This is a genomic window from Cellulophaga sp. Hel_I_12, from assembly GCF_000799565.1.
Taxonomy (GTDB): domain Bacteria; phylum Bacteroidota; class Bacteroidia; order Flavobacteriales; family Flavobacteriaceae; genus Cellulophaga.
The window spans coordinates 3805833-3829518 of record NZ_JUHB01000001.1; the positions used below are offsets into that span (position 1 = coordinate 3805833).

A 23686-nucleotide genomic window follows, 5' to 3' on the forward strand; every position below is an offset into this window, starting at 1 on the left:
CTTCGACCCAATGTGGGTTTTTTTATATAAATAATTGAAATTATGGACAGTACATCAATAGGAGTAATAGCAGTAGTTGTAGGCCTAGCAGTAGGTTTTACCATTGCTAAATTAATGGAAAAAGGGAAAGCCTCTAAAACCATATCGAGTGCAAAAAAAGAAGCCGATAGCATTGTTAAAGAGGCCAAAATAGAAGGTGAAAACATAAGAAAAGATAAAATTTTCCAAGCTAAAGAAAAGTTTTTAGAATTAAAAGCAGAGCATGAAAAGGTCATTAACTCTAAGGACAAGAAAATCTCAGAAGCAGAAAAGAGAACACGAGATAAAGAGTCTCAAGTGAGTAGTGAATTGGCGAAAAACAAAAAAATTAGCGACGAACTAGAAGAAAAAATTAAAGAGATTGATTACAAGAGTGATTTTTTTGACAAAAAACAATCAGAATTAGATAAACTACATAAAAACCAAGTACAGCAACTAGAAGTTATCTCTGGACTGTCTGCGGAGGACGCTAAGTCTCAACTTTTAGAATCACTGAAGGAAACCGCAAAATCTGACGCTATGTCTTACATGCAAACGACCATGGAAGAGGCAAAATTAACCGCTCAGCAGGAAGCTAAAAAAATCATCATCAATACCATACAGCGTATTGGTACAGAAGAGGCTATAGAAAATTGTGTGTCAGTATTTAATTTGGAATCGGACGATGTTAAGGGTAGAATTATTGGTCGTGAAGGTCGAAATATTCGAGCTTTAGAAGCGGCAACAGGGGTAGAAATTGTGGTTGATGATACTCCAGAAGCAATCATCTTATCTTGTTTTGATTCTGTCCGTAGAGAAGTGGCTCGATTGTCTTTGCATAAATTGGTTACTGATGGTAGAATACACCCGGCGAGGATCGAGGAAATTGTAAAAAAGACCGAGAAGCAAATTGAACAAGAAATTATAGAAATTGGTAAGCGTACCATTATCGATTTAGGAATTCACGGCTTACATCCCGAATTAATCCGTGCTGTTGGTAGAATGAAATATCGTTCGTCATACGGGCAAAACTTATTGCAGCACTCGCGTGAGGTGGCAAAACTTTGTGGTGTTATGGCGGCTGAACTTGGCTTGAACGTTAAGATGGCAAAAAGAGCAGGTTTGTTACATGATATCGGTAAAGTACCAAATACAGAGGCAGAAATGGAAACTCCACATGCTATTTTGGGAATGCAATGGGCCGAAAAATTTGGAGAAAAACCCGAAGTATGTAATGCCATTGGAGCGCACCATGATGAAATTGAAATGAAATTTTTAATTTCACCTATTGTACAGGTTTGTGATGCTATCAGCGGAGCTAGACCAGGTGCACGACGACAAGTGTTAGACTCCTATATTCAACGTTTAAAAGATTTAGAAGATATAGCCTTCGGGTTTGGCGGCGTACAAAAGGCCTATGCCATTCAAGCAGGTAGAGAATTAAGAGTTATGGTTGAAAGTGAAAAGGTAAGCGATGATAAGGCGGCACAATTATCCTTTGAAATTTCACAAAAAATACAAACCGATATGACGTACCCCGGCCAAGTTAAAGTAACGGTCATAAGAGAAACAAGAGCAGTAAACGTAGCGAAATAAAAGGCACTACCGATCAGTATAGCATTAAAGGCGAACCTTATTGGGTTCGCTTTTTGTTTTTATAACGACAGTGCAGGTACTTGGGTTTATGCTTAAAAGTGCTGTGTGAATTAAAGTTCTATTTTTAATTTTTTAATAGCACTGAAGAAGCGGCACCTTAAATGAATTAGAATGCCTTAGCCCTATTGTTTGTTAAACAATGCATGTAGCGTAAAATAAGGTGCTATTAGCGGTAGCTATTTCAATGCTATACGCATCTACTGGATGGTATTCATAAGAAATTCAATTTTTACAATTCTTCCTCATTTTTGAGCTCAGAAAGAATAAGGTGTGTGGTTGGACTACCATATTTAATAAGCTTATCTACAAATTGTTGTAAGTGTAATTGGTCACGAAGCGCCACGCGCATATGTATATTATAAGGACCCGTAATTCTAAAAACTTCTAGCACTTCTGGATAGGTGGTAATCTCTGATAGTATGTATTGGAGCTTGCCGTCAAATATTTTCAACATTATAAAAACCTCAAGTCCATTCCCCATCATGGCATGGTTAAGTTTTATGCTATACGATTTTATAACGCCTAAATCTTCTAATTTCTGAATCCGTTCACGCACAGAAGAGGGTGAAAGAGCTATTTTTCTTCCAATTTCTGCAAAGGAGGCTCTAGAATTTTTTTTTAATATTTTGATTATTTGAATATCTATAGTACTCAGCATTGATTCGTGTTTTATTATTATAAATATACATTTTTTCGTGTAAAAAAAGTGTTTATTGACATTGAATCAATTGAAGTATCATGTCTAAGTTTTTTAATTTTAACCTCAATACATGATTTTTTCTTTATATGGATATAACAGTTCTAATACTCCTGATATTGGGTATTTTTATAGGGTTTTATGTGCAAACTGTGATTGGTTTTGCAGGATCCTTAATCGCGCTTCCTATTTTGCTTTTAGGTATGGAATTAACAGATGCAATTGCATACATTTCAATATTCTACCTGTTTTCAAGTGCTTTTTTAATTACAAAAGAATGGAAAAATATAGATAAAAAAATAATTCTAAAACTCGCCTTAACCTCCATCATAGGAGTCCTTTTAGGAATCTTAGTACTTACTTTTTCAAAACCTATACTATTGAAAAAAGGATTGGGGATTTTTATTTTAATATACGTAGCTTATGTATTATATGGTAAAACGAAGTTAAAGCTAAAAAGAGGAGAGGTCATTAGTTTTGGCGTATTGGCGGGATTTTTTTCAGGGGTATTCTCCACTGGTGGACCTCTGTATGTAATCTGTATTGAAAATTCAGTTAAAGAAATTAAAGCATTTAGAGCTACCATGATAGGCGTCTTAGGGCTGGTAACCCTAACGCGCGTTCCGGCATTAGCTGTAAGCGACTTATTAAATTTTAGTCATTTAAAAATGACCCTGTTGGTCATACCGTTTTTTCTTTTCGCACAATTTTTAGGGAAACGAACTTTTACGAAGATTAATGAAAATATGTTTAAAAAATTATTATTAGGTCTTCTATGTTTTTCAGGCCTCATTCTACTTTTTTAAAGGCCTCGAACTTTAATGATTTTTTGCACAAGAAAGTGCAGTGCTAGGCTTTAAGCAATTTTTTCTGAAACAGTGCGGTATTGCTACGTCATTAAGATAGTAGTAGTTATTTTTTTGATATGAAAATCTACGTTCATTTAGTTCTTAATGTTTTAACTAGTACGTTTTCAGTATTTTATAGTTTTATTTAACATATTTTTTTATCTTTTGAAAATTGTCATTTGTACCTTGGTGGAACCAAAAATCAATAAAAAATGATGACAAAAAAATCCTTTAAACATGTATTTTTAATAGCACTAGCTGCCGGATTAAGTTTTACATCTTGTAAAACAGAAAAAGAAGCAAGCCCTGAGAGTGCTTTATTAGCTGTAGAATTTGAAAAATATGAACTTGAAAACGGTCTCGATGTAATCTTACATCAAGATAAAAGCGATCCGATTGTATCTGTAGCGATTCAGTATGGGGTAGGTTCGAATCGAGAAAAAACAGGAAGAACTGGTTTTGCTCACTTATTTGAACATATGCTTTTTCAGGAATCTGAAAATGTTCCTCAAGACCAGTTTTTTAAAAAAATCCAAGATGCAGGTGGAACTTTAAACGGTGGTACCTGGAAAGATGGAACCATTTATTATGAGGTGGTGCCTAAAAATGCTATGGAAACGGTGCTTTGGTTAGAAAGTGACCGTATGGGCTACTTGATTAATACCGTTACCCAAGCAGCCTTTACCAATCAACAGGAAGTGGTGCAAAATGAAAAAAGGCAACGTGTAGACAATAACCCTTATGGTCATGAAAGTTGGGTCATCGATAAAAATATATATCCTGAAGGCCACCCATACAACTGGCAAGTAATTGGTGAATTGGTCGATTTACAAAACGCCACTGTCGATGATGTAAAAGAATTTTATGATAAATTTTACGGTCCAAACAACGCTACTTTGGTACTAGCAGGCGATTTTGAAAAAGAAGATGCAAAAGCCTTGATTGAAAAATATTTTGGTGAAATTAAAAGAAGACAAGAAGTTGCTCCAATTGAACCAAAAGCAGTTACTATAGCTGAAACCGTTCGTTTATACCATGAAGATAATTTTGCAAATACGGCACAATTAAATATGGTTTGGCCTACGACTTATCAATACACGGATGATGCTTATGCCTTAGATTTTTTAGCGGAGCTATTGTCAAGTGGAAAAAAAGCACCTATTTATAAAGTGTTAGAAAAAGAGAAGGAGCTAACTTCAAGTTCTTATGCCTATAATAATTCACAAGAACTAGCAGGCGAGTTTTATATTACCGTAACGGCTAATTCTGGAAAAAGTTTGAATGATATTGAAAAAGGTATTTTTGAAGCTTTCGCTATGTTCGAAAAAGAGGGTGTTACAGATCGTGATATCGAGCGTATTAAAGCTGGCTTAGAAACCGATTTTTATAACGGAATTAGTAGTGTGTTAGGAAAGTCTTTCCAATTAGCACAGTACAATACTTTTACGGGAGATCCGGGTTTTATTGAGAAAGATATCGCTAACATTAAAAAGGTTACTAAAGAAGATATCATGAGGGTGTATAACAAATACCTTAAAGATAAGCCCTACGTAATTACTAGTTTTGTACCGAAAGGTCAGATGGAATTGATCGCTGAAAACTCCAAGAAAGCACCTGTGGTAGAAGAAGAAATTAAAGAAAATGTAGCAGCTGTTATCGAAGAAAGCAATGAAGAAATTGTAAAAACGCCTTCTTTAATTGATCGTTCTATAGAGCCTGCACAGGGTGAATCACCAAGTTTAAATATACCTACGAGTTGGTCATCTACTTTAACGAATGGTATGAAAGTTTATGGAATAGAACAAAACGAAATTCCTACGGTAAACTTTAGTATTCGTATGGATGGAGGTCACCTGTTAGATACTATGGATAAAAATGGCGTAGCAAATTTAATTACCGACATGATGATGGAAGGTACCGCCAATAAAACTCCAGAGCAATTAGAAGAAGAAATAGAGTTATTAGGCGCTAGTATAAATATGTACACCAGCAGAGAGGCTATTGTTGTAAGTGGTAATACATTGGTGCGTAATTTTGATAAAACGATGGAATTAGTAAAAGAAATTTTATTAGAACCACGTTGGGACGCAGAAGAGTTTGCTATGAAAAAAACAAGCACGATCAACGATATAAAACGCTCTGATGCGAACCCAAATGCAGTGGCTAACAGGGTATATAATAAATTGCTATATGGGGACAATCATATTTTTGCCTATCCTACGAGTGGAACAGTTGCTTCTGTTGAAGCAATTACCATGGAAGATTTAAAAGCGTTTTATGCTAAAAATTTCTCACCTTCTATTAGCACCATTCACGTAGTAGGTAAAATTGATAAAGCCAAAACTTTAAAAACCTTAAAAGGATTAGAAACGGAATGGGCGGCAAAAGAAGTAACTATTCCAGAATACCCTATTGCTAATAACCGTGATAAGGCTTCTTTGTATTTTGTAGATATACCAGAAGCAAAACAATCAGTTATTACTATTGGTAACATTGGTTTGGCGCGTAATGACAAAGACTTTTTTCCAGCCGAGGTTATGAACTACAAGTTAGGTGGTTCTTTTTCAGGGAATATAAACTTAATTTTAAGAGAGGAAAAAGGATATACCTATGGAGCAAATTCAAGGTTTAGCGGTAGTAAAATACCAGGAACCTTTACCGCTTCGTCAAGTGTTAGAACCAATACTACAGGAGAATCAGTTAGTATTTTCAAAGATGAAATTAAAAAGTATAAAGAGGGTATCTCTCAAGAAGATTTAGATTTTACGAAGAATGCATTAATAAAGTCTAATGCACGTCGTTTTGAAACACAAGGCTCTTTATTAGGTATGCTTCAAGAAATGAGTGAATATGGTTTGGATCCTAATTATATAGAAAAGGAAGAGGAAATCATCAGAAACATGAGCTTGGAGCAACATAAGGCTTTAGCTAACAAATTATTAGATGAATCAAAGATGGCTTATTTAGTAGTAGGTGATGCAGCAACGCAATATGCTCAATTTAAGCTTATGGGCTTTGATGAGGTATTATTAATTAATAAAGAAGGAGAAGAAGCAAAAATGGATGGGGTAAAAAACTAAGTCTGTTTAATGCTATATTTAAAAAGGTTGATGTGTATGCATCGACCTTTTTTTTAGTTTAATTTTTGAATTTGTTAGGCGAATAAAAATCTAAAAAGTAATAAGCTGAATAAGATTATAGCCAAAACAATTCCAGAGATTTTTAAGGTTGGTCTTTTTAATTTTTTCATTTTGTTGAGCTTTGACAGGTATTTATTACTAAGATACAGCATATTACATGGTGTAGCTGCACAACTAGTAGTTGAATTTTTTTCAGAGACTATCTTTAGGCTATTGAGATCATAAATTCATAAAAGAAGGGATTAGAAGTGCTACCTTTGTGCTTTTAAAAGGGCTAATGATTTCTGGGTTCAGAGCCTTATGGAAAAACCTTGCGAATTTCAAAAGCGAGCATATGTCGTGATTTATAGCTAAACTCCTTAAGTCAAAAAAGAAATTGAATCTTACAGGTGCATCTATGTGAAGAAAAACAAGAAGTACCCCCATGAAATTAAAGAAGGGTACATTTCAATGAAATATAAGAAAACTAGCCTACTCATGTCCAAAGAAAAAAAGCAACAAGAAAAGAAAAAACTACATACCAGAAACAAAAATCGCGATAGGTATGATTTACCAGCTTTAGTCACTGCAACTCCTGAGTTGGCACAGTATGTAAAGCCTAATTTGCATGGCGAAGATACCGTTGATTTTTCGAATGCTAGTGCTGTAAAACTTCTTAACAAGGCCTTATTAAGTCACTATTACGGGATAAAGAATTGGGATTTTCCTGATGAAAATTTATGTCCGCCTATTCCAGGGAGAGCAGATTATATACATTATGTCGCTGATTTGTTAGCGGAAAGCAATTTTGGTGTGATTCCAAAAGGGGATAAGATTAGGTGTTTAGATATTGGTGTTGGCGCTAATTGCATTTATCCTATTATAGGCGTTACCACATACGATTGGAACTTTATTGGCTCAGATATTGATCCAAAATCTATTGCATCAGCACAGCATATTGTAGCGAGTAATGCAGCACTTAAGGATAAAATTGATTGTAGGTTACAGGAAAATCGAAAAGATGTTTTATATGGTATCCTAGATAAGGAAGATAAAATTGATGTAAGCTTGTGCAACCCACCTTTTCATGCATCAGTGGAGGAGGCTGAAAAGGGAGCACTCCGAAAAATCAAGAATTTGTCTGGGAAAAATGAAAAACAGCCTGATCTTAATTTTGCAGGAATTAGTACGGAGCTTATTTGTGAGGGTGGTGAACTTAAGTTTATTACCAATATGATTAGAGAAAGTAAAAATTTTGGCAAAAACTGCTTTTGGTTTACAAGCTTAGTCTCTAAAAAATCTAATCTGACAGGAATTTATAAAGCCTTAGAAAAAGCGGATGCCAATCAGGTAAAAACGATTCCCATAGGTACCGGTAATAAATCGAGTAGAATTGTGGCTTGGACGTTCTTAACCAAAGAAGAACAGAAAGCGTGGAGAACAACGAGGTGGAAACTATAAGTAAGCCTCTTTTCGAAATGCCGATGCAGTACAACTAAAAATTTTTTCCTTTATTAGGTTAATTTGGATATATTTATCTTGGAGCAATAACACCAGGTTAAGAAGCTATGAATACTAAAATTAACGAAAGAAAGAACATCATTGTTTCTTTTAAAGCTAATGTAAGCTTACCCAAGGGTATAGACAAAAGAATTCAAAGCCTTACAGGGCTAACAATTATTAATGCGCTTATTGCTTTGCCTTGTATTTGTATTGTTATTTCTACTATTCTTTTGGAACCCTTAGGCATAGAGGTTTTTAAATGGGATAAAATGGGGTTATTAGTTATTTTTAGTGTAAGCTTTTCTTTGGGATTACCAGAGTATTTTTACGAATTAAAGCTATTGAATCATCTCAAAAAAATAAATAAAGCTACAGATTTTGAAGGCCTTGAAGCCTTAAATTCTGAATTGAAAATGATCATTAACGTACTAAACAACAAACTTAAAAACTACAAGTATCTAATTCCTTTGGTCTTGGTGATTTTTATTTTTGGACTCCTTCAGATTTTTTCAGATAGGCTGAATCCATACTGGGGCTATATAAGAATTCCTGTGCTTTTATTTTATGGAATCAGCATCAGTAGGTTTGTTTTGACCTATCCTAAAATCAACAAAAATATAAGAGCTGCCGAAAAAGCGCTGTAGTAAGTTCTAAGTGGCTCCAAACTAATTCTCAAATTTCAAGTACCCCGAAGTGGTTCAGGAGCAAGATACATTAATGAATGTTATTTATTCATCTTCGCGCGCTACCTCGTTCTCACTCTTTAAAACAAAATCACCATCCTCTTGTTCAATAAACAAAGCTTTATTGCCTACCTCTCCATGTCGTGTAACTTCGGAACCTTTTATGGTCTTGGTAATAGACTCGGTATAGGTCTCTTTAACTGTTCCTCTTCCAAATCCGTTTCCCCATTTCCATTGTACTCTGCTGCCTTTCTGTATCATAGCTACTTAATTTTATACAAAGATCCTTCATTGCTTGCCTTTTTGGGGTCGCAATCCAGATAAAATATTGATCCATATGCACCATGGTAAATATTAAAAACAAACGGGTAGCATGAAAGACAACTTTAATTTAATACTGCTTTAGAGCAAGATGCTAAAGTTCAATTAGCTTCACTTTTTGTTTTTAAGTCAACTTAGGCAACAGTAATCTAGAAGCTTAAAAAATATTTTACCGATAAAAAGCACAATAGTTCGGTCAATGAATTTTCAATGCATTTTCGGTAAACGGTGAAAATGTTGCTGATATCTAGATAAATTTCATTCACCGATAGATAAGCGGGACTGACCGATTTATGGCGAAATAGGCTTCATCGCGGGGGTATCTTTACAGTGTAATTAAACCACAAGTCATGAAAACTATCTTAACTATCTTATTTATTCTTTTTACAGGTCTTTTCGCTCAAGCTCAAGAAAACACTGTGAATGTTAAAGTAGAAGTGACTATAGAAACTGTTGTTTTGGTTACACCAACAATCGAGTCAGTTTTAAATGCTAACGAAACTAAAGTAGCTCGTTTGTATATGGATAAGAATTACAAAGTAAAAAAAGAGTTGTCTTTCGCAACTAAAGCTAACAAATCTAAATTAGCCTAATTCATCTCCCTTTTATTTTAAACGACATAGCCTTACCGCATTTTCTAAAATTACCGTTCTCCCTTAAATTTTATAAACACGAATTGACTACCCGTAGCGCTAAGAATTTTTGTGTTTCTAACAGACTCCTTTTTAGGAATACATAAATAGAAGTAGCAGAAGCTATTGGTTATAGTTTGCTCATGTTTTTATTTTCACACTTTCTGAAATAAAAATACCACTCGAAGTAGTAGTTTATAAAAAGCTATTTAAAAGAATATCACAGTAGCTACAAATTGGGTCATTTAAAGATCCTTGAAATTACTCATCAGGCATTTTACCCTGCACTAAGTTCACAGACCGTAAGATTTTTAGGAGCCACTACTTAATTTATTCCATCACTTTCAACTCCAAAGCAGCGTTTTGGACAGCTTTCGATACGGATGTCAAATTAGAAATTCCGATAAAAAGCACAATAGTTCGGTCAATGAATTTTCAATACATTTTCGGTAAACGGCGAAAATGTTGCTGATATCTAGATAATTTTCATTCACCGATAGATAAGCGGGACTGACCGATGTATGGCGAAATAGGCTTCATCGCGGGGGTATCTTTACAGTGTAATTAAACCACAAGTCATGAAAACTATCTTAACTATCTTATTTATTCTTTTTACAGGTCTTTTCGCTCAAGCTCAAGAAAACACTGTTAATGTTAAAGTAGAAGTGACTATAGAAACTGTTGTTTTGGTTACACCAACAATCGAGTCGGTTTTAAATGCTAAAGAAACTAAAGTAGCTCGTTTGTATATGGATAAAAATTACAAAGTAAAAAAAGAGTTGTCTTTCGCAACTAAAGCCAACAAATCTAAATTAGCCTAATTCATCTCCCTTTTATTTTCACACTTCCTGAAATAAAAATTCCACTCGAAGTAGTAGTTTATAAAAATCCATTCAAATAAACATCAGAGTAGCTGCCAATTTGGTTATTTATGGATATCTCTTACATCAAATACAAGGCATTTTATCTTTCACTAAGTTCACAAACCATAAGATTTTTAGTAGCCACTACTTAATTTATTCCATCACTTTCAACTCAAAAGCAGCGTTTTGGACAGCTTTCAATACGGATGTCAAATTAGAAATTCCGATAAAAAACACATTAGTTCGGCCAATGAATTTTCAATGCATTTTCGGTAAACGGTAAAAATGTTGTTTACATCTAGATAATTTTCATTCACCGATAGATAAACGGGACTGACCGATTTTTCGCGAAATAGGCTTCATCACGGGGGTATCTTTACAGTGTAATTAAACCACAAGTCATGAAAACTATCTTAACTATCTTATTTATTCTTTTTACAGGTCTTTTCGCTCAAGCTCAAGAAAACACTGTTAATGTTAAAGTAGAAGTGACTATAGAAACTGTTGTTTTGGTTACACCAACAATCGAGTCGGTTTTAAATGCTAACGAAACTAAAGTAGCTCGTTTGTACATGGATAAGAATTACAAAGTAAAAAAAGAGTTGTCTTTCGCAACTAAAGCAAACAAATCTAAATTAGCGTAATTATGATAGGTATTTTAATTTTCGTAGGCATTTCAACCATTATTTCATTATTTTATTTTAAGAATAAAACAACGTTTACCAAACTTATAAAGGTAAAAGCAGATAGGAAGTAGATTTATTGAGCTCCGATAGCTTGAAAGTGTTGGCCTATCTCTTTGAACTTTATGATATAATTGGTGCCTTTTTTATTATCATCTTTTAAAATAGAGCCTTTGAGCTGCCTTGTAAGGTTGTAAATAAGCTTTAAGCCTAAAGATTTTGTGGTTTGCGGATTGATGTTTTCTGCGTAACCCTCTCCGTCATCTCCAATATTTAGGACATAGTCGTCTTCATTTTCTTTTTTTAGGGTAATATTAATTTCTCCTTCACCATTATCTTTAATACCGTATTTTAAAGAATTAGTGATAGCTTCATTAATTAATAAGCCTAAGGGAATGGCAGTGTCGATTCCTAAATTAATATCGATGATATCGATGGCTACTTTAATTTTATTATCTGTACCTTTTATAGACCGCACTAAATAATCACTGAGTTCTTCGACATAAGATTTATATTCTATTTTCGATAAATCTTCTCGCATATATAACATTTCGTGTACCATAGCCATAGAGTTTACTCTGTTTTGGCTACTTTTTATCATGCTTTTCATTTCAGGATCATTCATGCTACGGGCCTGTAAACTCAATAAACTTGAAACCGTTTGTAAGTTGTTTTTAACTCTATGGTGTACTTCTTTAAGTAGTGTTTCTTTTTCCTTAACCTGTTGTTCTACTTCCATCTTAGATCTGTAGAGGTCATAATGCGTTTTAACCAACACTTTTCCAAAAACACCTCCTAATAAGTAAACAGAAAACATGATACTCATAAAGCTAAATAAATTTCTTGAGGATTCGGGAACAACGTTCACTAGAAACTTGAGTTCAGCAATACTTTCAATATAAATTAAACTTACAATTAGAAAAACCAGATACAAATAAAATTTACCGTATTTTTTAGTGGTAACATAGCCTCCAAAGACAATAAGTGCTAAAACAAATATAAAGGCACTATTGATGCCACCGCTGTACATAGTAATGAGCACGGCACTAATTAATGCTAGAAAAGAACTTATGTTATAGGTTACTGTTAGATTTTTGTGAAATTTAAAAGCACTAATGTTTAGTAGGTTCAGAAGCGAAAATCCAATAAAAATATAGGGGATGATACGGTACACTTCTAGGAGATAAATACACGATAAACCAAATAAAAATGAAAGTCCTGAGGAAAAGTAACTTACCTTTAAGGTTAACTTGGTTTTTGTTTTAAGGCGCTGTTGGTATGCCATTCAGTTTTTTTACTTACTAGTAATTATCTTTATTAAGAGCTCTTAAGGTATGAAGATAAGTAATTTCATATTAAAGTAGCTATTGCTTATCATATTGTAAAGCTAATTATGTTTTTGATGAAAATCAAAAACGACAGCTTTTTTTTGCTGTCGTTTTTGAAATAATATAAGTAAAGATCAATTAATGTTCCGTAATAACCCATTCTCCCTTAGAAACTAATGGCTCTGCTTGTTTGTATTTTAAGGTTTTGCTTTCACCAGAGAGTACATTTTTGATGGTTACTCTGTCATTACGTCCAATTTTTGGAGCTTCTCGCGTTATGGTTTCAGTAACTTGCGGTCTATTCCCTTGGTTTTGGCCTACAGAACGGTTCTGAGCAGCTAACTCATCACTATTTAAAACCTCTTCTTTATTTAAGTTCAATTTTTCTTTTGGACGGTTCACATTTCTTGCCTCCTGAATATTGGTATTGTTTCCGTTCGGAATGTCTCCTTTGTATAGGAACGATACCACCTCTTTATTCACTTTTTCAATCATTTTTTGAAAAAGTTCAAAGGCTTCGAACTTATAAATTAAAAGAGGATCTTTTTGTTCGTGAACCGCTAATTGTACCGACTGCTTTAATTCATCCATTTTTCTTAAATGAACCTTCCAAGCATCATCAACGATAGCTAATGTAATATTTTTTTCAAAATCATTAATTAACTGTTTTCCGTCACTTTCATAAGCTTCCTTTAAATCTGTAACAATGTTAAAGGTTTTAATCCCATCAGAAAAAGGAACTACAATACGTTCAAATTTATTAGCTTCTTCTTCATATACATTTTTAATAACCCGGTAGGCACTAGTAGCGCTCCTATCCATTTTTTCCAAGTAGTGCTCATAGGCCTTTTTATAAAGTAAGGTAGCTATCTCTTGGATGGTTTTTTTTGTAAATTCTTCTTCTGAGATAGGGGCAGTAATTGCAAAATACTTTATAAGCTCAAACTCAAAATTTTTATAATCGCTTGCGTTTTTATTGGTTTCGGCGATAACTTCGCAAGTATCATAAATCATATTGGCGATATCTACTTTTAAACGTTCTCCATGCAGTGCGTGTCGTCTTCTTTTGTATATCACCTCACGTTGAGCATTCATCACATCATCATACTCCAATAAACGCTTACGAACACCAAAGTTATTTTCTTCTACTTTTTTCTGAGCGCGTTCAATAGATTTGGTCATCATCGAATGTTGAATAACCTCACCCTCTTCTAAGCCCATTTTATCCATCATTTTAGCGACCCTATCTGAGCCAAATAAACGCATCAAGTTATCTTCTAAAGAAACATAAAATTGGGAGCTTCCGGTATCTCCTTGACGTCCGGATCTACCTCTTAACTGGCGGTCAACTCTTCGAGAATCATGACGCTCTGTTCCAACAATGGCTAAACCACCGGCTTTCTTTACTTGTTCAGATAGTTTAATATCGGTACCTCTACCAGCCATGTTTGTAGCAATAGTAACAATTCCTGATTTACCAGCTTCTTCTACAATATCAGCTTCTTTCTTGTGTAATTTTGCGTTCAGTACATTATGTGGTACTTTACGAAGCGTTAACATGCGCGATAAAAGTTCTGAAATTTCTACAGATGTGGTTCCAATAAGTACTGGTCTGCCTGCATTAGAAAGTTTGGTGACCTCCTCTATAATCGCGTTGTATTTTTCTCTTTTTGTTTTGTAAATTAAGTCGTTACGATCTTCGCGTGCAATAGGTCTGTTCGTAGGAATCTCCATAACATCTAGTTTGTAGATTTCCCAAAATTCTCCTGCTTCTGTAATTGCCGTACCAGTCATACCAGCTAACTTGCTGTACATTCTGAAGTAATTTTGTAAAGTTACAGTTGCAAAAGTTTGAGTAACGGCTTCAATTTTTACATTTTCTTTCGCCTCAATAGCTTGATGCAATCCGTCAGAATAACGGCGACCATCCATGATACGACCTGTTTGCTCGTCGACAATCATTACTTTATTTTCCATTACTACATACTCCACATCTTTTTCAAATAAGGTATATGCTTTTAATAATTGATTTAAAGTGTGGATGCGTTCGCTTTTTACCCCAAAGTCTTGAAACAGAACTTCTTTTAATTCTGCTTCCTTTTCAATATCAAGGTTTTGCTTTTCGATTTTTGCTATTTCACCACCAATATCTGGCATCACAAAAAATTCTTTATCGTCTTCTCCAGAAATATGCTCAACTCCTTTTTCAGTAAGTTCTATCTGGTTATTTTTTTCATCGATAACAAACCATAATTCCTCATCAACCTTGGGCATTTCACGGTTGTTGTCTTGCATATAAAAATTTTCAGTTTTTTGAAGCAGTTGTTTAACACCCTCTTCACTCAAAAATTTGATCAATGCTTTGTTTTTTGGTAAGCCTCGATATACACGCAATAATTGAAAACCACCTTCTTTGGTATCACCAGCGGCAATTAATTTTTTAGCCTCAGCTAAAACACCGGTTAAATATTGCTTCTGCAGCAGTACTAAGTCATTGACCTTTGGTTTTAACTGATCAAATTCATGAATATCGCCTTTTGGGACTGGACCAGAAATAATTAATGGCGTACGCGCGTCATCCACTAAAACAGAATCTACTTCATCGACAATCGCAAAGTTGTGGGGGCGTTGCACCAAGTCGCTTGGTGTGTGTGCCATATTATCTCTCAGGTAGTCAAAACCAAATTCATTATTGGTACCATAGGTAATATCTGCATTATAAGCACTGCGTCTTCCTTCAGAATTTGGTTGGTGGTTATCGATACACTCAATAGTCATCCCATGAAATTGAAATATAGGAGCCATCCAAGCACTATCACGTTTTGCTAAATAATCGTTTACGGTTACTAAGTGTGTTCCGTTTCCTGTTAATGCATTTAAATAGAGTGGAAGGGTTGCTACTAAAGTTTTACCTTCTCCGGTTTGCATTTCGGCTATTTTACCTTGGTGTAATGCAATACCGCCAATTAATTGTACATCGTAATGTACCATATCCCAAGTGACTTCTTTTCCTGCAGCGTTCCAAGAATTTTTCCAAATAGCTTTATCCCCATCGAGAGTTACATAATCTTTGGTTCCTGAGAGTTCCCTGTCGTATTCTGTGGCTGTTACAATTAAGTTTTCGTTATTTTTAAAGCGCTTTGCAGTTTCTTTAACAACAGCAAATGCCTCAGGAAGAATCGTCTCTAATGTTTTTTCTGATATCTTATAAGACTCTTCTTTTAGTTTGTCGATTTCCGCATAAATATCTTCATTTTTATCAATATCTTTTGAAGCTTTTACCTCGGCTTGAAGTGCGGCAATTTTATCGTTAATTTCTTTACAGTCTTGGCTTATTTGCTCTTTAAATGCCAAGGTTTTATTTCTGATTTCATCAAGGCTTAATTGCTCAAGCTCTTTTTCAAAGGAATGAATTTGATCGATTATAGGTTGTAGTGCTTTGACATCTTTTTTTGCCTTGTCTCCTACGAAAATTTTTAAAACTGAATTTAAAATACTCATACTAGTAATTTATTTATATAATAATATGCCATAACCATACCAAACGATTTTTGGTAGAAAAACATGACAGAATGATCTCTCTATACAATTTCGATCAGGCTAACCTAATCTAGCTCAAAATTAAGTAAAAAAAAAGCCTCAGATGAGACTTTTTTAATGTTATTCGATTCTATTTTAATATTCGTCCTCATTCCAGAGGTAATCTTCTTCCGTTGGGTAATCTGGCCAAATTTCTTCAATAGATTCGTAAATTTCACCACCTTCTTCTTCCATGGATTGTAAATTTTCTACAACCTCCAATGGAGCACCGGTTCTAATAGCGTAATCTATTAATTCGTCTTTGGTAGCTGGCCAGGGTGCATCACTTAAATACGATGCTAATTCTAAAGTCCAATACATGTTAGTAGTCTGTTTTTAATTTTTGCAAAAATAAATTTTAAAATGATATATACAAGTAAATTTGTGCTTAATATTTTTATTTATGCAGAAGTAAGGGGTATCGTATTGAAATAAAGGCTTTTAGTGCCCATTTTAGGGCTTAATTATTTTTTTTCTGGAATCCATTTTATTTCATCTGCCTGAAGTTCTACCGCTAATTTTCGAGATAACACAAATAAATAATCAGAAAGTCGATTAATATAAGACAATACATTAGCTTCAAAGGGTTCTAATTCATTTAAATGCGATGCTAAACGTTCAGCACGACGACATACTGTTCTAGCAATATGACAGTATGACACTGTGGTGTGGCCACCAGGTAATAAAAAATGAGTCATTGGCGTTAGTTGTTCTTCCATAGCATCCATTTCTGTTTCTAAAAGTGCAATATTCGCATCGCTAATTCTATTGATATTTAAACGTTCTTGGCCATTTTTTAAAATAGCTTTCTCAGGATCTGTGGCTAAAACAGCACCTATAACAAAGAGCTTATCTTGAACTTGTATCAAGATGTCCTTGGCGTGTTGCTCTATTTTTTGATCACGAATTAACCCAATCCAAGAGTTAAGTTCGTCAATGGTACCGTAACTTTCTATTCTTATATGGTGTTTTGCTACTCTCGTGCCGCCGAATAGGGCAGTTGTTCCTTTATCACCCGTTTTTGTATATATTTTCATAATTTAGTATCTAAATATCTAGTCTCTACTATTGAATTAATTTTTTTATTCCCGATTTCTGAGTACTCAGCGAATGTAACTGCATGCTACCAAGAAAATAAGGAGTAGTTGATAAGGGTTTCTTTGTTGATGCCATACCCTAGTTTCTCTTACATGCTATTTAACCTGATGCTTATCGCTTTAAGATTCATTTCCATCATTCTTTTTTTCGATCTAAAAACTTACGATCCTTTCTTTTTTTAGTTCTTTTTTTGTTGTTGATAAGATTGTAAACAAAAACAATTGCGAGTAAAACAAATAGAATGTATAAACCGTACTTCATAATGCTCCTTTTTAATACTGATGTTGTTCAAAAATACCGGTTTAAATCCTAATCTTAAAATCCTCTTTTACTTGTTCTTTTCTAAAAAAAAGCAAACCACAGTAAAAAAGATCAATGCTCACTGTAATTTTTTCAGATTTAATTAGTTTTTGCCAAGCATCTTTTTCCTTGAAAATTTCATCTATAAAAAAAATACTTTCGTTGTGGAATTGATTTTCCGCTATTCTTTTTAAAAGTTGACCCTCCTTTATCGACTTAACATACAAAAAGTTTTCTTCAGAACCAATGAGATCAATTTCTGGAAATATTTTTAAAATTTGATCCGCTATTGCAGCATTTTCTTTATCAACTTGCAAGGACTCCATCTTAAAATAGCTCAGTACGTTTAAAAGTATATTTGTCGATTTTTGAGCACTATACTTTTTTTTAGCATATAGGCATTTTGTCACAAAAGCATACACAAATGGAGAGTGTACACCGTGCTGATTGGTGGCAGAAACCAAGAATTTCAAGTAACTAAAAAAGTACATTTTTAGTGTTATTTTTTTTTGACTTTTATAAGCGGCTACTACTTATTCTAATAGCGCCGATATTTCAAACCAACGTTCTGTTTTAGCTTCAATTTGATCTTCAAGCTCTTTGAGTTCGACAGCAAGCTTATCTATTTGCTCTCCCGAAAGTGAAGCGTCTGTAAACTTATGCTGGGTTTCTTCTTTTTGAGCTTCAAGCTTTTTTATTTCTTTTTCCAGGTTGTTAAATTCTTTTTGGTCGTTAAAAGAAAGTTTTTTCTTTTCTTCTGTCTTTCTTGAATTTTTATCCTGTGCATGTACAGCAACTGGTGTTGCTACTTCTTTTTTTGTATTTCTATTTTCGATGACAATACTATCTTCATAACTTCTATAGTCTGAGTAATTACCAGGAAAATCCTCAACCACAGCATCTCCTCTAAACACAAAAAGGTGATCTACAATTTTATCCATAAAATACCGGTCGTGTGATACTACCAGTAAGCAGCCCGGAAAATCCATTAAAAAACTCTCTAAAACGTTTAGGGTAACAATATCTAAATCGTTGGTAGGCTCATCGAGAATTAAAAAGTTAGGATTCTGAATTAAAATGGTACATAAATACAGACGCTTACGTTCACCACCACTTAATTTATCCACAAAATCGTATTGCTTTTTACGATCAAACAAAAAGCGTTCTAAAAGCTGTTGTGCTGATATTTGTCGTCCTTTCATTAAGGGAATATAGTCGCCAAATTCACGGATTACATCAATAACTTTTTGGCCTTCTTTAATATTGATGCCTTTTTGAGTGTAGTATCCAAATTTAATGGTTTCCCCAACAATGACTTTTCCGCTATCCGGTTCATCTCGACCACTTATAATATTTAAGAAGGTAGATTTTCCTGTACCATTTTTACCAATAATCCCTAGGCGCTCACCTCTTAAAAAGTTGTACTCGAATTTATCTAGAATAGGCTTTCCAGGATATGATTTTGAGATTTTATGAAGCTCAAGAATTTTACTTCCCATGCGCTCCATATTAATTTCTAATTCAACTTCATTATCATTTCTTCTTTTACTAGCGCGTTCTTTTATTTCGTAGAAATCATCTATTCTTGATTTAGATTTTGTAGTACGTGCTTTTGGCTGACGACGCATCCAATCGAGTTCTTTTTTAAACAACAGTTTAGATTTGTGTTGTTCCGTAGCTTCTTGCTCAATTCTGTTTTCTTTTTTTTCAAGATAGTACGAATAATTTCCTTTGTAACTGTATAAAACGCCATCTTCAAGTTCCATGATTTCATTACATACACGTTCTAAAAAATACCGATCGTGTGTCACCATAAAAAGGGTCATATTTTCTTTGGCAAAATACTGCTCTAACCATTCGATCATTTCTAAATCTAAATGGTTGGTAGGTTCGTCTAATACCAATAAGTCTGGTTTATTGATCAATGCATTAGCGAGGGCTAAACGCTTTTTTTGTCCACCTGATAAAATATTCACTTTTAAGTGAATGTCGTTCAAATTTAATTTAGAAAGAATTTGTTTGTATTGTGTTTCAAAATCCCAAGCTTGGAAACGTTCCATACCTTCGAAAGCAGTCTGGTAGGCATCGGCATCATCTGGATTTTCCAAGGCTTTTTCATAGGCTCTAATGACTTGCAAAACTTCGTTATCGGAAGCAAAAATAGTTTCTTCAATTGATAAGTTTTCGTCTAAATCAGGTTCTTGATCTAAAAAAGAAACTCGAATGCCTTTTCTAAAATTTACTTGGCCTGAATCTGGGCTATCTAAACCCGACAAAATATTTAAGATTGATGTTTTTCCTGTACCGTTTTTAGCAATTAAAGCTATTTTTTGGTCCTTGTTAATACCAAAAGATAAGTCTGAAAACAACACGTTTTCACCATAGGCTTTGGCTATATTTTCTACGGATAGTAGGTTCATTATGAAAATTGAAAGTTAAACTGAAAAATTTATTTTTTACCGCAGCAAAGTTAGTGAACTCTACTTGACCTATGACTATAAATTAAAAATAGATACCTTACTGCCAAAGGCACTATAATGAGCAGTACTAAAGGTGAGAAAACTTGAATTTTAAAACCCCAAAGTATAAGGCTTAGCAATAAGAACACTAGAAGCACCATTACATAGGTAGTGATCCATTTTGGTATTGTCGCTTTTTTAACCAACAAAAAAGCGATAAAGAAATTGAGAGGAAAAGTCCATAAGAAATTATAATTACTGGCGGTAGCTTTGTGGTCTGTACCAAACCAAAGAAATACAATTAACATACCCGCTAATCCAGTGGTCAAAAACAACCCAAAGTCTAACCAACGAGTTCTTGTCTTATTTTTATAATCTTGATACGTGATGAACAAGATAAAAATGGCTGCTATGCTGAGCCAAAATAAAGGAGATCCTAAAAAATTTGCCCTAGATGTTGTTGGTTTTTCATCTAATAATAAAGAGTCTTTGATGACAAAATTTTCACCGTTTAGGCTGTCAAAAGAGAGTTGTTTGTACACATAAATGGGTAAAAATAGCTGTTCATAAGGGCTCGCTTCGCGATCTATTACGGAGCCGAGAGCAAGGTCTATGCCGAAATTTGACCATGAATTTACGTCTAAATTCTGGTGCAGTAATTCCCTAAAGGTATAGCGGTTTTGTATATGTGAATAATCAAAGCTTAATTCATCTTTTAAAACCGTTACGAGGGCATCAGGAATCCTAGTGGAACAATTGTCAAACAAAAAATCGTATTTGTAAAACCTATTTTCAGGGAGGTAATTATTTTCTAAGAATTGTAATACTTTATTTTTTTGAGGGGTAGTAAGATTTAATTCTTGCTCGCGAACCCACCTATTTTCCAGTTCATAATTGTATAAAAAATTAGAGAAACGCTCTCTTGCCAGGCTATACAGTAATTTTCCGCGGGTAAATTTCATGTAAAAATTGGGTGTGGTAAAGTCAAAATGGCCATAATTGTAGACCACATCAATACCTAAAACAGGATCCTGCACTCGGATAGCACTATGTCCAAATTTTGCATACAATTCATCTGCTGTACCAACAGTAAGGATGCTAATGGTTGAAGACGAAGACAATTCTGGCTGTGAAAAACCACCTATTGAAATCAAAATAGCACCTATTAACAATATTTTTTTTAATCGCATCTCTTATAAAATCACAAGCATACGGCAAATATGCAACGTTTTTTTTTGATTAGATCTTGTCTTGACTTTTTTTTAAGACCCGATTAGGGAGGTTTTTATAGCTTAATAAAACAATCATAAGGTATGGAGCCGTCATGAGTAAAATCAAAAATACCAAAATTAAGGCTTAGACTGCAAAATACGGAGTTAAAATAAAAGTTGGGATTAGTTCTTATAGGGCTTATGAATTATTTGATTAAAAATTATGTTATTTTTACCAAAATAGCATAAAAAATGAAGAAGCACATTCCTAACTTGATTACTTTATTAAATTTATTCTGCGGTTGTATAGCCATACTTTTTGCTGTTCATAACAGATTTGAAATGGTAGCACTTTTTGTTTTTTTAGGGATTATTTTTGACTTTTTTGATGGCCTAGCTGCACGTTTATTAGATGTAAAAAGCGAATTAGGCTTACAATTAGATTCTCTTGCCGATATGGTTACTAGCGGAGTGGTGCCAGGTTTGGTTATGTTTAAATTATTAGAAATGTCACTTTCAAATGGTTGGGAAACGAGTGGCATTTTATCGGATAGTTTAGAAATATCTAATTTATGGCCGCTTTTAGGTTTTGTCATTACCTTAGCCTCTGGCTATCGCTTAGCGAAATTTAATGTGGATGAAAACCAGACAGATTCTTTTATTGGTTTACCAACACCCGCAAATGCACTGCTTATTATCTCCTTACCCTTAATATTGTTTTACCACAACAACGATATTTTAAATACTATGATCTTAAATCCATGGTTTTTAATAGGACTTACGTTTTTAAGTGCGTTTTTATTAAATGCCAATATGCCACTTTTTGCCTTAAAATTTAAACATTGGAGTTTTGTTGGGAATGAAATACGCTATCTATTTTTAATTATCAGTGCTATACTTTTAGCGACCTTACACTACTTGGCAGTACCGGCCATCATTGTGTTTTATATTTTGTTGTCTGTTGGTCATAATATTCAGCATAAGAAAATATCCTAAACAGTAAACTATAGGCTTAACTAACACAAGGGTTAAAGGTGGTATAATTTTTAATTGTATCTTTTTGTTTTAAAATTTTGAGCATCTAGTTTCCACTGCTAGACCAAACGTTTGTGGTTATAGATATACTTAGTGCTGAGATGAATGTAGAAATGGTTATTTGTTACCATCAAAAAGGAATGTAAGTATAAAGAATTTCATTTAAAACCAAACCTAACATAGCTTCTTTTTTCTCAATTCAAATTGTTGATTTAAATGTCCTGTATTCGTCATTTAATGGGCAGCTAAGTTTTCGGGAATGACAAATATACGCGTAACGACTTCGAACACTACATAAGATCATTCCCTTTGTGTTTTTATAAAGTTTTATTGTGTGGATAACGCATTAAAATAATGATAATTGTCATTCTTCATATCGGCAATAATTTGTAACTTAGATTTATGATAAAATCTATAAAACAAGAAGAATGTGAACTGTTATTGCAGCAAAATTATATTGGGCATTTGGCATACGTTTATCAAAATAGACCATTTGTAATTCCGATCACTTATTTTTATAATGATGCTAAAATTATTTGTTATTCTAACGACGGTCACAAAATTAAGGCATTGCGAACAAATAGTGCGGTTGCCTTAGAGGTTTCTGAAATAGCATCGGTAAATAAGTGGCAATCTGTTGTAGCACATGGCACCTATGAAGAACTTGATGGAATTACGGCAAAGGCCATGTTGCATGAGTTTTCACTGGGGGTTAAGGAGGTGATTTTGAAAAAAGAATTAAAAGATCTTGATTTTATTAGAGAGTTTTCTGTAAAAATTGAAAACGGTCTTATTCCGGTTGTATTTGTCATTCATGTTGAAGAAATGACCGGTAAAATACGCCGTGAATAAAAGCTAAAATAATTTCTTTTTTCGCAATTCAAAATTCTGACCTAAATAAACTTTACGCACCATTTCATCCGCAGCTAAGTCTTCAGGAATTCCAGATTTAAGAATACCGCCTTCGAACATGAGATAAGAGCGTTCTGTTATGGCTAGAGTTTCTTGAACGTTGTGATCGGTAATTAAAATACCAATATTTTTATCCTTTAATTGCGCTACAATACGTTGAATATCTTCTACGGCCACAGGATCAACCCCTGCAAAGGGTTCGTCTAGCAATATAAATTTAGGATCTGTGGCTAAAGCTCGTGCAATTTCTGTTCTTCGGCGCTCACCACCTGAAAGTAAGTCGCCACGGTTTTTGCGAATATGACCTAGGCTAAACTCTTCAATAAGCGATTCCATTTTCATTTCTTGCTCTTTTTTACTGAGCTTCGTGAGTTGTAAAACGCTTAAAATATTATCTTCAATGCTTAATTTTCTAAAAACCGAAGCTTCTTGTGCCAAATATCCAATGCCGTTTTGTGCTCTTTTGTACATAGGGAATTTGGTTATATCCATATCATCCAAATAGATATTTCCTCCATTTGGTTTTATTAAACCAACAATCATATAAAACGATGTTGTTTTACCTGCACCATTGGGCCCCAGAAGGCCTACAATTTCACCTTGGTTTACTTCTAAAGAAATACCTTTAACCACCTGCCGACCTCGGTACGACTTCATTATATTTTCTGCACGTAACTTCATAAATGGTTATTCTATATCCGGATTCTTATTTGTATAAGAGGTAAATTTTATTTTTCAATC

At 34.0% G+C, this 23686-nt stretch carries 20 protein-coding genes; 10 read left to right on the forward strand and 10 right to left on the reverse strand.

The window, feature by feature from the left end:
• Positions 1 to 42: 42 nt before the first annotated feature.
• Positions 43 to 1614, forward strand: a complete 1572-nt coding sequence (gene rny, locus GQ45_RS16570; RefSeq protein ID WP_047419706.1) for a ribonuclease Y — start codon at positions 43 to 45, stop codon at positions 1612 to 1614.
• 289 nt (positions 1615 to 1903) lie between these two features.
• On the opposite strand, the gene GQ45_RS16575 is transcribed toward rny, so the two are convergent.
• Positions 1904 to 2332, reverse strand: a complete 429-nt coding sequence (locus tag GQ45_RS16575) for an Lrp/AsnC family transcriptional regulator (protein WP_047419707.1) — start codon at positions 2330 to 2332, stop codon at positions 1904 to 1906.
• 128 nt (positions 2333 to 2460) lie between these two features.
• Here GQ45_RS16575 and GQ45_RS16580 point away from each other — a divergent pair, with 128 nt between their 5' ends.
• The 4 genes from GQ45_RS16580 to GQ45_RS16595 all read left to right on the forward strand — a co-directional run bounded on the left by GQ45_RS16580 (position 2461) and on the right by GQ45_RS16595 (position 8485).
• Positions 2461 to 3177 (forward strand): sulfite exporter TauE/SafE family protein, encoded by a 717-nt coding sequence (locus GQ45_RS16580; RefSeq protein ID WP_047419709.1) that lies wholly within the window; start codon positions 2461 to 2463, stop codon positions 3175 to 3177.
• 257 nt (positions 3178 to 3434) lie between these two features.
• Positions 3435 to 6299, forward strand: coding sequence for a pitrilysin family protein (locus GQ45_RS16585; protein ID WP_047419711.1), 2865 nt, complete (start codon positions 3435 to 3437; stop codon positions 6297 to 6299).
• Positions 6300 to 6836: 537 nt separating this feature from the next.
• Positions 6837 to 7799: a 23S rRNA (adenine(1618)-N(6))-methyltransferase RlmF gene (gene rlmF / locus GQ45_RS16590; protein ID WP_047419713.1), complete on the forward strand. Its 963-nt coding sequence runs from the start codon at positions 6837 to 6839 to the stop codon at positions 7797 to 7799.
• 107 nt (positions 7800 to 7906) lie between these two features.
• A complete protein-coding gene (locus tag GQ45_RS16595) occupies positions 7907 to 8485 on the forward strand; it encodes a hypothetical protein (RefSeq protein ID WP_047419715.1) in 579 nt (192 codons plus the stop codon).
• A gap of 84 nt (positions 8486 to 8569) precedes the next feature.
• On the opposite strand, the gene GQ45_RS16600 is transcribed toward GQ45_RS16595, so the two are convergent.
• Entirely contained in the window at positions 8570 to 8785 is a 216-nt protein-coding gene (locus GQ45_RS16600) for a DUF2945 domain-containing protein (protein WP_047419716.1), read from the reverse strand.
• A gap of 410 nt (positions 8786 to 9195) precedes the next feature.
• On the opposite strand from GQ45_RS16600, the gene GQ45_RS16605 reads away from it, so the two are divergent.
• The 3 genes from GQ45_RS16605 to GQ45_RS16615 all read left to right on the forward strand — a co-directional run bounded on the left by GQ45_RS16605 (position 9196) and on the right by GQ45_RS16615 (position 10984).
• Positions 9196 to 9438: a hypothetical protein gene (locus GQ45_RS16605; protein ID WP_047419718.1), complete on the forward strand. Its 243-nt coding sequence runs from the start codon at positions 9196 to 9198 to the stop codon at positions 9436 to 9438.
• A gap of 617 nt (positions 9439 to 10055) precedes the next feature.
• Positions 10056 to 10298, forward strand: coding sequence for a hypothetical protein (locus tag GQ45_RS16610; RefSeq protein WP_047419720.1), 243 nt, complete (start codon positions 10056 to 10058; stop codon positions 10296 to 10298).
• A 443-nt stretch (positions 10299 to 10741) separates the two neighbouring features.
• Positions 10742 to 10984 carry a hypothetical protein gene (locus GQ45_RS16615; RefSeq protein ID WP_047419718.1) on the forward strand — a complete coding sequence of 81 codons (243 nt, stop codon included), beginning with the start codon at positions 10742 to 10744 and terminating at the stop codon, positions 10982 to 10984.
• Between the two features lie 115 nt (positions 10985 to 11099).
• Here the strand turns inward: GQ45_RS16615 and GQ45_RS16620 are convergent, their stop codons facing one another.
• From GQ45_RS16620 to GQ45_RS16650, 7 genes are all read right to left on the reverse strand, one after another.
• Entirely contained in the window at positions 11100 to 12308 is a 1209-nt protein-coding gene (locus tag GQ45_RS16620; protein ID WP_047419722.1) for a sensor histidine kinase, read from the reverse strand.
• A 181-nt stretch (positions 12309 to 12489) separates the two neighbouring features.
• Positions 12490 to 15852, reverse strand: a complete 3363-nt coding sequence (gene secA / locus GQ45_RS16625; protein ID WP_047419725.1) for a preprotein translocase subunit SecA — start codon at positions 15850 to 15852, stop codon at positions 12490 to 12492.
• A 174-nt stretch (positions 15853 to 16026) separates the two neighbouring features.
• Complete coding sequence (locus GQ45_RS16630) at positions 16027 to 16251, reverse strand: DUF2795 domain-containing protein (protein WP_013551418.1); 225 nt, start codon at positions 16249 to 16251, stop codon at positions 16027 to 16029.
• Between the two features lie 143 nt (positions 16252 to 16394).
• Positions 16395 to 16967 (reverse strand): cob(I)yrinic acid a,c-diamide adenosyltransferase, encoded by a 573-nt coding sequence (locus tag GQ45_RS16635; protein ID WP_047419728.1) that lies wholly within the window; start codon positions 16965 to 16967, stop codon positions 16395 to 16397.
• A gap of 363 nt (positions 16968 to 17330) precedes the next feature.
• Positions 17331 to 17819 carry a hypothetical protein gene (locus GQ45_RS16640; protein ID WP_156125459.1) on the reverse strand — a complete coding sequence of 163 codons (489 nt, stop codon included), beginning with the start codon at positions 17817 to 17819 and terminating at the stop codon, positions 17331 to 17333.
• Positions 17820 to 17861: 42 nt separating this feature from the next.
• A complete protein-coding gene (locus tag GQ45_RS16645) occupies positions 17862 to 19748 on the reverse strand; it encodes an ABC-F family ATP-binding cassette domain-containing protein (protein ID WP_047419730.1) in 1887 nt (628 codons plus the stop codon).
• Between the two features lie 50 nt (positions 19749 to 19798).
• Positions 19799 to 20977, reverse strand: coding sequence for a DUF4105 domain-containing protein (locus tag GQ45_RS16650; RefSeq protein ID WP_047419731.1), 1179 nt, complete (start codon positions 20975 to 20977; stop codon positions 19799 to 19801).
• Between the two features lie 273 nt (positions 20978 to 21250).
• Here GQ45_RS16650 and GQ45_RS16655 point away from each other — a divergent pair, with 273 nt between their 5' ends.
• Both GQ45_RS16655 and GQ45_RS16660 read left to right on the forward strand, forming a co-directional pair.
• Positions 21251 to 21994, forward strand: a complete 744-nt coding sequence (locus GQ45_RS16655) for a phosphatidylcholine/phosphatidylserine synthase (protein ID WP_047419732.1) — start codon at positions 21251 to 21253, stop codon at positions 21992 to 21994.
• A 441-nt stretch (positions 21995 to 22435) separates the two neighbouring features.
• Positions 22436 to 22885, forward strand: coding sequence for a pyridoxamine 5'-phosphate oxidase family protein (locus GQ45_RS16660; RefSeq protein WP_047419733.1), 450 nt, complete (start codon positions 22436 to 22438; stop codon positions 22883 to 22885).
• A gap of 3 nt (positions 22886 to 22888) precedes the next feature.
• On the opposite strand, the gene lptB is transcribed toward GQ45_RS16660, so the two are convergent.
• Positions 22889 to 23626, reverse strand: coding sequence for an LPS export ABC transporter ATP-binding protein (gene lptB, locus GQ45_RS16665; RefSeq protein WP_047419734.1), 738 nt, complete (start codon positions 23624 to 23626; stop codon positions 22889 to 22891).
• Positions 23627 to 23686: the final 60 nt, after the last annotated feature.